18 protein-coding genes and 1 pseudogene are annotated in these 12,299 nt (G+C 49.6%); 18 read left to right on the top strand and 1 reads right to left on the bottom strand.

Translation table 11 applies throughout. The features are described from left to right. Window positions 1-345 precede the first annotated feature (345 nt). Complete coding sequence (locus ACLJRE_RS08110) at window positions 346-1,041, bottom strand: XRE family transcriptional regulator (RefSeq protein ID WP_410957366.1); 696 nt, start codon at window positions 1,039-1,041, stop codon at window positions 346-348. A 97-nt stretch (window positions 1,042-1,138) separates the two neighbouring features. On the opposite strand from ACLJRE_RS08110, the gene ACLJRE_RS08105 reads away from it, so the two are divergent. From ACLJRE_RS08105 to ACLJRE_RS08020, 18 genes and pseudogenes are all read left to right on the top strand, one after another. Continuing rightward, window positions 1,139-1,363, top strand: coding sequence for a helix-turn-helix domain-containing protein (locus tag ACLJRE_RS08105; RefSeq protein WP_001191666.1), 225 nt, complete (start codon window positions 1,139-1,141; stop codon window positions 1,361-1,363). Window positions 1,364-1,391: 28 nt separating this feature from the next. Then, a complete protein-coding gene (locus ACLJRE_RS08100) occupies window positions 1,392-1,946 on the top strand; it encodes a YmfL family putative regulatory protein (protein WP_000509731.1) in 555 nt (184 codons plus the stop codon). Window positions 1,947-2,085: 139 nt separating this feature from the next. Then, window positions 2,086-2,181: pseudogene (locus tag ACLJRE_RS08095) on the top strand (DUF4222 domain-containing protein); the annotation flags it as partial. Continuing rightward, complete coding sequence (locus ACLJRE_RS08090; protein ID WP_335695453.1) at window positions 2,135-3,097, top strand: Rha family phage regulatory protein; 963 nt, start codon at window positions 2,135-2,137, stop codon at window positions 3,095-3,097. The pseudogene ACLJRE_RS08095 and the gene ACLJRE_RS08090, both read left to right, overlap by 47 nt. Next, the gene (locus ACLJRE_RS08085; RefSeq protein WP_023223562.1) at window positions 3,094-3,318 is read left to right on the top strand and encodes a hypothetical protein; all 225 of its coding nucleotides are present in this window, start codon (window positions 3,094-3,096) and stop codon (window positions 3,316-3,318) included. The genes ACLJRE_RS08090 and ACLJRE_RS08085 overlap by 4 nt, the downstream gene beginning before the upstream one ends. Further along, complete coding sequence (locus tag ACLJRE_RS08080; RefSeq protein ID WP_410957365.1) at window positions 3,315-4,289, top strand: conserved phage C-terminal domain-containing protein; 975 nt, start codon at window positions 3,315-3,317, stop codon at window positions 4,287-4,289. Before ACLJRE_RS08085 ends, ACLJRE_RS08080 begins: the two co-directional genes overlap by 4 nt. Next, the gene (locus tag ACLJRE_RS08075) at window positions 4,286-4,759 is read left to right on the top strand and encodes a PerC family transcriptional regulator (RefSeq protein WP_410957364.1); all 474 of its coding nucleotides are present in this window, start codon (window positions 4,286-4,288) and stop codon (window positions 4,757-4,759) included. The genes ACLJRE_RS08080 and ACLJRE_RS08075 overlap by 4 nt, the downstream gene beginning before the upstream one ends. After that, a complete protein-coding gene (locus tag ACLJRE_RS08070; protein ID WP_410957363.1) occupies window positions 4,756-5,637 on the top strand; it encodes a DNA adenine methylase in 882 nt (293 codons plus the stop codon). The genes ACLJRE_RS08075 and ACLJRE_RS08070 overlap by 4 nt, the downstream gene beginning before the upstream one ends. A gap of 8 nt (window positions 5,638-5,645) precedes the next feature. Then, window positions 5,646-6,035: a RusA family crossover junction endodeoxyribonuclease gene (locus ACLJRE_RS08065; RefSeq protein ID WP_000779148.1), complete on the top strand. Its 390-nt coding sequence runs from the start codon at window positions 5,646-5,648 to the stop codon at window positions 6,033-6,035. A gap of 16 nt (window positions 6,036-6,051) precedes the next feature. Continuing rightward, window positions 6,052-6,912, top strand: coding sequence for a KilA-N domain-containing protein (locus ACLJRE_RS08060; RefSeq protein WP_410957361.1), 861 nt, complete (start codon window positions 6,052-6,054; stop codon window positions 6,910-6,912). 7 nt (window positions 6,913-6,919) lie between these two features. Next, window positions 6,920-7,909: a DUF968 domain-containing protein gene (locus ACLJRE_RS08055; protein ID WP_012543375.1), complete on the top strand. Its 990-nt coding sequence runs from the start codon at window positions 6,920-6,922 to the stop codon at window positions 7,907-7,909. 13 nt (window positions 7,910-7,922) lie between these two features. Beyond that, complete coding sequence (locus tag ACLJRE_RS08050; RefSeq protein WP_410957360.1) at window positions 7,923-8,675, top strand: antitermination protein; 753 nt, start codon at window positions 7,923-7,925, stop codon at window positions 8,673-8,675. A 379-nt stretch (window positions 8,676-9,054) separates the two neighbouring features. Beyond that, window positions 9,055-9,798 carry a hypothetical protein gene (locus ACLJRE_RS08045; RefSeq protein WP_223163519.1) on the top strand — a complete coding sequence of 248 codons (744 nt, stop codon included), beginning with the start codon at window positions 9,055-9,057 and terminating at the stop codon, window positions 9,796-9,798. A gap of 12 nt (window positions 9,799-9,810) precedes the next feature. Next, the gene (locus ACLJRE_RS08040; RefSeq protein ID WP_000765639.1) at window positions 9,811-10,383 is read left to right on the top strand and encodes a hypothetical protein; all 573 of its coding nucleotides are present in this window, start codon (window positions 9,811-9,813) and stop codon (window positions 10,381-10,383) included. 88 nt (window positions 10,384-10,471) lie between these two features. Continuing rightward, window positions 10,472-10,861, top strand: coding sequence for a phage holin family protein (locus ACLJRE_RS08035; RefSeq protein WP_024134813.1), 390 nt, complete (start codon window positions 10,472-10,474; stop codon window positions 10,859-10,861). Then, on the top strand, window positions 10,848-11,129 hold the full coding sequence (locus ACLJRE_RS08030; RefSeq protein WP_000226307.1) for a phage holin family protein: 282 nt from the start codon (window positions 10,848-10,850) through the stop codon (window positions 11,127-11,129). Before ACLJRE_RS08035 ends, ACLJRE_RS08030 begins: the two co-directional genes overlap by 14 nt. Beyond that, complete coding sequence (locus ACLJRE_RS08025) at window positions 11,129-11,746, top strand: glycoside hydrolase family 19 protein (RefSeq protein ID WP_001075993.1); 618 nt, start codon at window positions 11,129-11,131, stop codon at window positions 11,744-11,746. Before ACLJRE_RS08030 ends, ACLJRE_RS08025 begins: the two co-directional genes overlap by 1 nt. Next, on the top strand, window positions 11,743-12,282 hold the full coding sequence (locus tag ACLJRE_RS08020) for a DUF2514 domain-containing protein (RefSeq protein WP_000127618.1): 540 nt from the start codon (window positions 11,743-11,745) through the stop codon (window positions 12,280-12,282). Before ACLJRE_RS08025 ends, ACLJRE_RS08020 begins: the two co-directional genes overlap by 4 nt. Window positions 12,283-12,299 lie beyond the last annotated feature (17 nt).

Here is a 12,299-nt window from a genome sequence, read left to right as displayed (position 1 = left end):
CACTGGCTACAGGTATCTTCGGGCGGGGCACCGATGACCAGTCGGTACAACCCCTACGGTATTTACACTCCGACGCCGTGGGTTAAACGGCTCCGTGTTGTCGGCTGAGTTATCTGTTGCTGGTGGTCAACCCAGTTCCGCAACCCCTCCCGAAGACACCTTTCAGCGAATCATCCGGTCATTCGTATGCCACCGGCGGCTACTTCGTGGGCGTCCTGCCTGTTCGCTGCTCTATGAATGCAAATTACATTTAAATTGCACATTGCGCAAGTATAAAATTGCGATATATGCAATTTTGAGTCAAAAAAAAAGCCACCATAATGGTGGCCTTGTCGACGCTTTCTATTAATTGTGTCGTTTGAGTGACTGCGTCTGGCTTATCAGAACCTTGCCAAAAACGCCGAACCTGCACTCATTGTCTTTGGTAATACTCCATTCCCTGTAGTTAGTGTTATCAGATATCACCAATAATTTATCGGGGATCATCTGCAGCCTTTTTACGTATATTTTATCATCAAAGCCAAAGACATAGATGCCATCACCATCGAACTGGTTGATGCTTATATCGACAAAAATAAGATCTCCCGGTTCAATTGTTGGCGCCATGCTGTCACCGCGCACGTTAATCACTTTAAGCTCAGCGGCAGGGCGCCCGCCAAACATAGCTAATGCTTTGTCCTTGTTATATTCGATAGCATGGATTACATCGATAACATCACCGCCCTGAATGAGTCCATTACCGGCGCTTGCACTGACATCCAGTATCTCGATACGGAACAAATCCTTCACGTTAGCTGAATCCTTCCTTATATCACTGTGTTTACATACAGTATTACCTTTTGAGTCTGAGGTAAAGAGTTCTGCTATATCAACACCTAAGCAGTCAGCCAGCCTAGAAAGTGTTTGTTCGGTGAATTGCTTTTGCTTGCCAGTCTCCAGACGAGAGATGTTTGCGGCATCCACGCCGATGGCTTCTGCTAGCTCAGCAATTTTCATGTTCTTCGCGCGGCGAAATTGTCTGACACGGTTTCCTATATTCATGCGTTCATTACATTAATTTTTTGCGCATTGTGCAAATCAACTTGCGCAAATTTGCCGTATGAAATAACATGCGATATACGCAAAAGAAGGAGGTTTTATGCAATCACCATTGAGAAAATTGCGGAAATCGCATGGTTATACGTTACAGCACGTCGCTAAAGGGGTTCAGGTTGATCCTGCAACATTAAGCCGGGTTGAAAGATGCGAGCAGGCTCCTTCAACAGAGCTTGCTGAGCGCCTGGCTCAATTTTACGCCGGAGAAATTAGCGAGATGCAAATTTTGTATCCAAACAGATATCAGCTTAGTGATTCAGCGATTTGACCGCCACCACAGCAGAAGGAGTAGATCCGTGGGACATGAACCTGAATGGAAAGTTGAAAAGCAGCCCCGCTGGCTGGTGGCTGCGATTAAAAAGACGATTTCCAGTCTGCATGGCGGTTATGAAGAAGCTGCGGAATGGCTGGATGTCACCAAAGATGCTCTGTTTAACCGCCTGCGTACTGGTGGTGATCAGATCTTCCCGATTGGGTGGGCGCTGGTACTGCAACGTGCCGGAGGAACCTATCACCTGGCACATTCAGTAGCCAGGGCATCAGGTGGCGTTTTTGTTCCGCTGGCAGATATGGAAGAAGTGGATAACGCAGATATTAATCAGCGCCTGCTGGAAGCGATTGAGCAGATCACCAGTTATTCCCAGCAAATCAGGGTAGCTATCGAAGATGGCGTTATTGAGCCACATGAAAAAGCCGTGATTGATGAGGAGTTGTATCAGGCGATCGCAAAGCTGCAACAGCATTCGACACTGGTATACAGAGTTTTTTGCGCGCCAGAAAAGGGTGACGCCCGCGAGTGTGCAGCTCCGGGCGCCGTGGCGTCAAATTTTATGGAGAAAACCAACGCATGAACAGTTTAACGGTAAATAACCGTTTGTCGCAACAACCGGGGATGTATGAGCACCGGCCGTTGCGTCATGAATGCAGATTACCAAATAGTCTGGTCGTGCGTAACCACAGGGAACACAGCCTGACCGTGGGGGGTGAATCGTGCAGGAGCTTAACCGCTGGTTTCGGGATGGAAGGGGACTTTATGTCCATGTCATTCGCTGGGAACCAGAAACTGAGCGCGTTATCTATCTGCGCAAGGGCTACCCGCATGAGTGTTTTAGCCCGTTGTGGAAATTCAGGCGTGATTTTGTTGAGTGTGAAGCGCCAGGAACACATTGATTCTGCAATTCCGGGACGTTACACTGTTCAGGCACCTTATAAAGCGGGTGCCGGGATTGGCGTCCTGGAAATACACACGGCGACAAATGACGCCCCAGCGTCTTTTTTATTGTCGCAGCTCGGCTATATCCAAATTATGGTGGGCTGGGTGGGGGCACCGCAAGGTGCGCCGGTTTCCGTGTGTGCCGGTTACGCCAACCCTGCTCAGTTCACCACCAGTGAAATTGGCGTTTCCGGTGGTGGAGGATTTTTACCACACACGGAGGCTGCCATCATGGCTACTGTCCCAACCCTCGCTCAACCTGAAATTAGAATTATTAACGGCCAAGCCGTTACTTCCTCCCTGGCTGTTGCCGACTACTTCATCAAGCGTCACGCTGATGTTATCCGTAAAATAGAATCTCTCGAATGTTCCACTCTATTTCGTCAACGCAATTTTGCGTTTACATCGATTTCAATAAATCAGCCCAACGGCGGTACCCGCAAACTCCCATGCTATCAAATAACACGCGATGGTTTTGCGTTCCTGGCAATGGGTTTCACTGGTAAACGTGCTGCTCAGTTTAAAGAGGCATACATCAACGCCTTTAACCAGATGGAGAAACAACTTTCAACTCCATCGGTGCTGAGCGATGCAGCACATAATGCCAGTGTTCTTTATTCCTACATTTCATCCATTCATCAGGTCTGGTTACAGCAGCTTTATCCCATGCTGGAAAAAGTGGAATCTCCGCTGGCCGTAAGCCTGTACGACCGCATCAATGACGCTGCGGCGCTTGCGAGCCTTATCAATATGACACTGAACCGTTCAGAGGTAAGGGGGCGCAAGTGATCCGGAATATTTTTAATCGGTTCACCAGCCAACGTTTTCATTGCCCTCGTCCAGGACAGTGGTACAGCACACCAGAAGGGTACGTTCTGCGTATTAGCCTGGTCGATCGCGAATGTCAGAAGGTTGTCTGTGAGCCTCTTGGGCGTAATTACCGCGTCAACATGCCTCTTATTGCCTTTCGTTCCGGCAAAAACATGAAGCATCTCGGAGGTGCTGCATGAGTTCCCTTATTCAATTACTCGATCGCCCCATCGCCTACAACCCTGCTTTTGCAAAACTGAAAGCCGGGAAGGTAAAAGCTGGCCCGGTTGCGGCAGTATTCCTGTCCCAGCTTGTTTACTGGCATAACCGGATGGATGGCGGCTGGATGTACAAAACACAGGCTGATATTGCCAGTGAAACGGCGCTAACCCGCGACGAACAGGAAACAGCACGTAAACGTCTGGTAGCACTTGGTGTACTGGAAGAAGCCCGTCGCGGTGTACCTGCCACCATGCACTACCGCATCAACACCGAACGGCTTGAAGCGCTGTTGCTGGAAACGGCGAAGCCAGTGAAAAAGGGCGCTCAGGAGAAAACCAGATTGCGGGACTTCCAGAATGTGGAAACCCCGCAATCTGGATTGGTGCAACCCCGCAAACCAGATTGCGGTGATGCCGCAAACAAGAATGTGGAAACCCCGCAAACAAGTACGGGGCAACCCAACGAACAAGCATGTGGCGATCCCACAATCTTTCCTACAGGAGATTACACAGAGACTACTCAGGAGATTACACAGGAGAGTAAAACCCCTTTTTGTCCGGTTGCTGAGCAACCCGACCCCGAAGTGACGCTCACCGATCAGGCGATTGAGGTTTTAACCCACCTGAACCAGGTAAGTGGCTCCCGGTATCAGAAGTCAAAAACCTCCCTGGAAAACATCCGTGCCCGACTGCGTGAGGGGTACAGCGTTGCTGATCTGCAACTGGTTATCGACCTGAAGCATGAGCACTGGCACGAGAACGACGAGCAGTACCAGTACATGCGCCCGGAAACGCTGTTCGGTCCGAAGAAATTCGAGAGCTATCTGCAAAGCGCTACCCGCTGGGATCAGAAGGGGCGGCCTAAACGCGCTGACTGGGGTGTGAAGAAGCGCGATGTGATGGCTTTTGGTCCGGTTGATACAACGATTCCGGAGGGATTCAGAGGATGAGTCTGTTAGCAAAAGTGCAGGCGTTTATCGAGCTTAATCCGGGGCTGACATCAAATGAGATTGCCGATGCTTTTCCTGAATACGCACGCTTTGATGTGCAGCGTTCAGCGAGCAAGTTGTATCGGTGTAAGCGTGTTAACCGCCGCCTGGATGGAGATGTATTTCTCTATTACGCGGGTAAAGACGAGGCAGTGATTTTGACGTTACGACAGAAAAGGTCAGGTCATACAGGTTCGGGTGATCCGATGGTGATTGCAAAGCTGGTAAGCCGCGCTGAAGAACTGGAATCCAGAGGGTTATTTAATCGTGCATCGATAGTGTGGCTGGAGGCATTTAGCGAAAGCCAGTTTATCTACGAACGCGAGGAATTTTTACGCCGCCGTCAGAAGTGTCTGAACCGCATCAAAAAGAGAATCAGACCCGTAGAGCAGGTTTATCTGGCAGGGCGATTTGTGGGGAACGTGGAATGACCAGTGAATCCGTTTGTATTGAAAGCAGTGATGTAACGATATCTGTTGATGAATCCGCTTCGCGCACCTGGCGTCGCCCGTTCCTGAAATGGGCAGGCGGTAAATATTCCATGTTACCCGATCTTTACCAGGTCATTCCGGCAGGTATGCGCCTGATTGAACCGTTTGTCGGCGGTGGTTCGGTGTTTCTCAACTCAGACAAACACGCCTGCTTCCTGCTGGCCGATGTGAATACCGACCTTATCAATCTGTATCAGATGCTGGCTGTTGTACCTGGTGCGGTGATAAGACATGCTAGGGTAATGTTTGACCGTCTCAATGACGCTGAAAGCTATATGGCGCTACGGGAAGAGTTCAATGCTCAGGTGATGGACGCTCCGGAACGCGCCGCCGCTTTCCTTTTCCTTAATCGTCACTGCTTCAATGGCCTGATCCGGTACAACCGCAACAACCAGTTTAACGTTGGCTGGGGCAAATACCCGTCGCCTTATTTCCCGGAAGAAGAAATCAGGGCATTTACCGAAATGGCGCACAACTGCGTATTCATGGCGGCGGGATTTCGCCGGACGCTGACGCTGGCGGGTGAGGGGGATGTTGTGTACTGCGATCCGCCCTATGAACCGATGCCTGGTACGGCTGGTTTTACTCACTACGCCGCTGGTGGCTTTACCTGGGATGATCATATCGCACTGGCGGAATGTTGCGTTGCTGCTCATCAGCGCGGCGCCAGGGTTGTGATCAGTAACTCCACCGCGCCGCGCGTTATCGACCTGTACTCACAGCACGGCTTTGAAATCCGCTATATCAGCGCCCGCCGCTCAATATCGAGCAAGGGCAGTACCCGCGAGACAGCGAAAGATCTCGTGGCGATTCTGTAGGGGGCGGCATGAAACTGACATTGCCATTTCCACCCAGCGTTAACACCTACTGGCGGGCTCCGAATAAGGGACCGCTTAAAGGTCGTCACATGGTCAGCGCCAGCGGCCGGAAGTATCAGAGCGAGGCGTGCGCGGCAGTGATTGAGCAGTTACGCCGTCTGCCAAAACCTTCAACAGCCCCGGCAGCGGTAGAAATCATCCTGTATCCGCCAGATAAGCGGATCAGGGATTTGGACAACTACAACAAAGCGCTGTTCGACGCACTGACTCACGCAGGAGTCTGGGAGGACGACAGCCAGGTAAAGAGAATGCTGGTGGAGTGGGGACCAGTTTTCCCGAAGGGGAAGGTAGAAATCACGATCACGAAATTTGAAACAGGGGCGGGTGCAGCCGCCTGAAAATGGAGAAAGAAGCATGAATAATTTAATGGTCATTGATGGTATCGAAGTTCGCCGCGACGTTCATGGGCGCTATTGTCTTAACGATTTGCACCGTGCTGCTGGTGGAGAGCAGAAATATCGTCCGAAATACTGGCTTGATAATAAGCAAACCCGTGACCTGATTGAGCAACTTTTCACCGAGGGCGGAATTCCACCCTCGGAACAAAATCAATCTGTTAGCTTTTTTCAGGGCGGTAGTGATACCCGAAGTTTGGTACGTGCTCCAGTAAATACTGTTCGCGGTGGTGCTGAACAAGGTACATACGTATGCAAAGAACTGGTATTTGCTTATGCAATGTGGATCAGTCCGTCTTTCCATCTCAAGGTGATCCGCACGTTCGATCGGATTACCAGTGCGCCACAAATATCTTCTGGTATGGCTGCCGATAAGATGCAGGCGGGGGTGATTCTGCTGGGTTTTATGCGCAAAGAGTTAAACCTGTCCAATTCATCGGTACTGGGCGCGTGCCAGAAACTCCAGGAGGCAGTGGGACTACCTAACCTGGCGCCACAATATGCCATTGATGCTCCGGCTGGCGCGCCGGATGGTTCAAGCCGCCCGACGCTTGCACTGAGCGCGCTGTTAAAACAGCATGGTATCCGGATGACGGCTAATCAGGCGTATCAGCAGTTAGCAAAGCTGGGTGTTGTTGAACATCGTGAGCGTTACAGTCGCTCCGCGATTAACGGCATTAAAAAATTTTGGTCGCTGACGGCGAAAGGCTGCATGTTCGGCAAAAACATCACCAGCCCGGCAAACCCTCGCGAGACGCAGCCGCATTTCTTCGAATCCAAATTCCCTGAGCTGCTGAAGCTGCTCGATACCGTTCATTGAGGTGATCGTGAGAGCGTTACTGACCCCTGAAATTGCTCCTCGTATGGGCGTTGTATTGTTCAGGCCGGGATCGGAACTGATGCCCCTGTTTATGCAGGGGCGTGTTCTGCTTGAACCAGAGCCGGAACAATATTCATCTTTCGCCTGCGGCGCGGTCCCGGCGGTATCACAGCCGCTGGCGGATGATCCTGCTGTTCGTGATGTGTTCCGTAATGAGTCGGTTATCTATCGTGCTGGTGGTCTCGATAGTCTGGAAAGCTGGCTACTCCGGGGGAATGGCTGTCAGTGGCCGCATTCAGTCTGGCACAGCGAACAGATGACAACCATGCGCCACGCACCGGGGGCAATCCGACTGTGCTGGCACTGCGATAACCTGCTGCGCGAACAGTTTACGGAACGGCTGGAATCAATAGCTGTGGAGAACACGACAAAATGGGTTTTATCGGTTGTTTGTCGTGATCTGGGTTTTGACGATATGCACGCAGTCACGCTCCCGGAACTGTGCTGGTGGATGGTACGCAATGACCTGGCAGAAGTCTTACCGGAGAGCGCTGCGAGAAAAGCATTAAGGATGCCGAAGGCAATTGTCCAGTCAGCTACCCGTGAAAGTGAAATTGTCCCCTCGGTGCCGGCCACCAGCATTGTACAGGATAAGGCGAAAAAGGTACTGGCACTCAGGGTTGATCCGGAATCGCCGGAAAGCTTCATGTTACGTCCGAAACGCCGTCGATGGATCAATGAAAGATATACCCGCTGGGTTAAATCCCAGCCGTGCGCGTGCTGCGGGAAGCAGGCGGATGATCCGCACCACCTGACAGGCCACGGTCAGGGAGGGATGGGAACAAAGGCGCATGACCTCTTTGTGCTGCCGTTGTGCAGAACGCATCACAATGAGTTACATGCGGACACCGTGGCATTCGAAGAGAAATACGGCTCTCAACTGGAGTTGATATTTCGTTTCATCGATCGCGCGCTGGCGATCGGCGTGCTGGCGTAAATGGAGAACACGCATGAACCTTGAAGCCTTACCAAAATATTACTCACCAAAATCTCCAAAATTGAGCGATGACGCTCCGGCGACAACCTCCGAATCTTTGACGATTACGGATGTAATGGCGGCGCAGGGGATGGTGCAATCGAAAGCACCACTGGGGTTTGCTTTATTCCTGGCAAAAGTTGGTATTCAGAATCCTGACTTCGCGATTGAAGGGCTGATTCATTACGCGGTGGCACTGGATAACCCGACACTGAATAAATTGAGTGAAGAAACTCGGTTACAGATTGTTCCTTACCTCGTGAATTTTGCATTTGCTGATTATTCCAGATCTGCTGCAAGCAAGGCTCGCTGTGAGCATTGTGCTGGTACGGGATTTCATCATGTATTACGTGAAGTGGTGAAACACTCCAGAAATGGTGAACCCGTCATCAAAGAGGAGTGGGAGAAGGAACTATGTCAGCATTGTCATGGTAAGGGAGAAGTCAGCACGGTGTGCAGAGGGTGTAAGGGTAAAGGTATTGTCTTGGATGAAAAAAGAACTCGGCTTCATGGCGCGCCTGTTTATAAGATTTGTGGGCGTTGCAATGGAAACCGGTTTAGTCGTTTACCAACCACACTGGCGCGGAACCATGTCCAGAAACTGGTACCGGATCTGACGGATTATCAGTGGTACAAAGGATATGCAGACGTCATTGATAAACTGGTTACAAAATGCTGGCAGGAAGAAGCATATGCAGAAGCGCAATTAAGAAAGGTGACAAGATGAAAGATTTTTAACGAAGATAGCGACATGATGCTTGCATATTTCAAAAAATATGGATAAGATTCTCCCAACGATGGGCTTTGTATGTCTATCGTTGATAAGTCTCAAGAACCCGCCTCCGAGTGGGTTTTTTATTTGTGATCACTTTATTTTTTGTCTTGCTAAGTTATTGTATGGACAAGAACTAAAATTAAGTGGTGACATTGTGCTCTCTAATAACGAACGTTGGGTTTCCTTTTTTGACTTTGCTTTTACGCCTACACACGCAGCGGCGCCGAGTATTCCCATTGAAGACATACTCAAGAAATTGAAGGTACTGGTGAGCTCAGGGAGTGCTGTAAAGTTATACAATCATAGGTCTAGAGCGCTTAGGATTTCGGAGATGAAATATTCTATTGGGGATAGCCAGGCGACTCTACTTATCCAGCTTTGTGATAAAAATGGTTCTGACCCTGTTTTTGGTGAGTTAACAACAGGCAACCTTAGAGTAGAACCTAAGCTTGCCGGTGAAGGTATCGCAGTTTCTTGTCACATTGTAATATCCACAGATGTTGTCAAAAACACTGCCGATCACCACAAAACTCTCGTTGAATCTGTCCCCGGTATCAGTAAGTCAGTTCTTGAGCCATTTTTAAATGCTATGCTCAGAGAAGCCTTCGCTGGATGTGAGTTTAAAAATCCTGCAACTAAAGGTATGTGCCAGCACCGCCCAAAGCTGGAAATCTATTCTCATGGTTCACAAACGCTGATGGATGCATTAAAAGGTGCAAAGATTCATAACGTTAAACTTGTGAGTACAAGAAGGAAAGGTGGATTGGACCAAACGGCGTACACTGAGCTCTCAGAAAGGTCCGTAAAGTATAAAATCATTAGACAGCCGCCATTGAAAGATAAAGAAAGGTTGTTAGAGATTTTAAGAAAGAAAGGGCAGCAGTCTGGATATACCAAGGTTTCAATTAGTTACTCAAAAGATGGCAAGCAAGCCAGTTTGGATCTTGACCGTAACGAAGATGCTGCCACAAAACTGTTCACTAAAAGTGAGAGGGTAATATTAGGTAACCTCATCAACCAATGTGAAAGCACAGTACATCTGCAGCTTGAAACAAAAATGATAGGGTTGCTCTAACGGGAGTTTCATATGAAACTTTTTTCACCGCTGAGTTATCTCCGCATCAAGCATGAGGAAAAGGACTGGTATGATTACAAAATACCAGCTGCAGTTTCTCTAATCGTCACTATTGTTTATTATTTTCACGCTAGCAAAATTTCTTTAATCGAGACTAACGGACTCCTGCTTCAGGTTAATGGGTTACTTCAAGTCTTGATTGGTTTTTATATCGCAGCACTGGCTGCGGTTTCTACTTTTTCTAGCTCTTCGATCGACGAAGTAATGGCGGGCGTACCTCCGACTCTAGTAGAGAAATTCCGAGGGCAGAAGCTTACTGTAGAACTGACGCGCAGGCGCTTTGTTTGTTACCTTTTTGGTTATCTAGCTCTTGTGAGTTTTATGTTATTTTGCTTAGGGATGATTTCTATTCTGATTGGGAAGCCTTTCCATTTGTGGCTGCTCACATTCTGTTCTCCTGATGCAATCTTGTGGCTTAAAACGGTATTTGTTGGCGTTTATATATTTATCTTAATGAATATCATAACAACAACTTTGCTGGGACTTTACTTCCTTGCAGTTCGGTTCCACCAATCATCGCTGTAAAAAATCTAAATACTTTGAGGCTGCCTTCGGGCGGCCTTTTTTATTTCCCCTCATAACTGAGAGGACCCACATAACCAGAGGGGGATGAATGTCCGAACCTGTATCCAGTGCGACAGTGTTGGCTGGTGGATTAATGGGGGCCAGTGTATTCGGTCTGGCAACCGGAACTGATTATGGTGTGGTATTCGGTGCTTTTGCCGGCGCGGTGTTTTATGTCGCCACGGCAACCAACATCGGACGCATCAGGCTGGTCGCTTATTTTATTACATCATTTATTGTGGGAGTGCTTGGCGCCGGGCTGATAGGTACTAAGCTTGCGGCAATAACGCATTATGAAAAACCACTGGATGCACTTGGTGCAGTGATTATTTCTGCAATGTGTATAAAGTTTCTCACTTTTCTTAACAGTCAGGATCTGAACAGCCTGTTCAGTATTCTTTCTCGTATCAGGGGAGGGGGAGCAGATGGTAGCAAATGACCCTTCTGCAGTTCTGAATGCCGTAATTTGTGGGGTGATAGTCATCGTTCTGATGTTTTACCGACGCGGTGATGCGACACACCGCCCCCTGATTTCGTTACTGGCCTATGTCATGGTGCTGGTATATGCCAGCGTCCCTTTCCGGTTTGTTTTTGGTTTATATGAATCATCCCACTGGCTGGTGGTGATGGTGAATATCCTTATCTGCGCCGCTGTGCTGTGGGCTCGCGGTAATGTGGCGCGTCTGGTCGATGCACTGAGGCACTGATGAATCAACAACAATTTCAGCAGGCGGCTGGTATTAGCGCCGGGCTTTCTGCACGCTGGTTTCCGCACATTGATGCGGCAATGAAAGAGTTTGGTATTACAGCAGTTAATGATCAGGCCATGTTTATTGCACAAACGGGACATGAATCAGCAGGATTTACTGTTCTGAAGGAAAGCTTCAATTATTCGGTGGAGGCGCTGAAAAAGACGTTTGGTAAACGCCTGACGCCGTATCAGTGTGAAATGCTGGGGCGTATTGATGGTCGCCAGGTTGCCCACCAGCCGCAAATAGCCAATCTGGTTTACGGTGGCCGCATGGGTAACAAAGACGCCGGAGATGGCTGGAAGTATCGCGGGCGTGGTCTGCTTCAAATCACCGGCCGCGAGAACTACGTCAAATGCGGAGCTGCGCTGAAGCTTGATCTGATCAGCACACCAGAGTTGCTGGCACAGGAGAAGCATGCAGCCCGTTCTGCTGCATGGTTTTTCACATTACGTGGTTGCCTGATGTATTCAGGTGATGTTGTCCGTGTAACGCAGATCATCAACGGTGGCCAGAATGGACTGGCTGACAGAAATAGTCGTTATAACAAAGCGCGGGCGGCGTTGCTGGTATGACAGCGGTCTTTGCTTTCGTTAAGGCGCGGTGGAAAACAATCATTGTTTTGCTGATGTTGGCTGGTGCATTTCTTGCCGGGATCATCTGGAGTGATCGGGGCTGGCAAAAGAAGTGGGCTGACCGCAATAGCATGGAATCTTCACAGGAAGCGAACGCGCAGACTGCCGCACGCTGGATTGAACAAGGGCGCATAATTGCCCGTGATGAGGCTGTAAAAGATGCACAAGCACAAGCCGCTAAATCTGCTGCCACTGCTGCTGGCCTGTCTGCCACTGTTAGCCAGCTGCGTACCGAAGCAACAAAACTTGCCGCCCGCCTGGACGCCGCAAAGCACACCTCAGATCTTGCCGCTGCCGTCAGAAGCAAAACAGCCGGAGCCGACGCCGCAGTGCTCGCCGACATGCTCGGACGCCTTGCAGAAGAAGCTCGATATTATGCTGAGCGATCTGACGAAAGCTACCGCGCAGGAATGACGTGTGAGCGTATTTACAACTCGGTGAGAGAGTCAACCAACAATCCCATAGCCCCGCACTAGCGGTGCTTTTTACCGGA

The sequence above is a fragment of the Salmonella sp. SAL04157 genome, assembly GCF_046551635.1.
Lineage (GTDB): Bacteria > Pseudomonadota > Gammaproteobacteria > Enterobacterales > Enterobacteriaceae > Salmonella > Salmonella enterica.
Note: the sequence above shows the minus strand (reverse complement) of the source record. Positions and strands in the feature narration are given on the sequence as shown.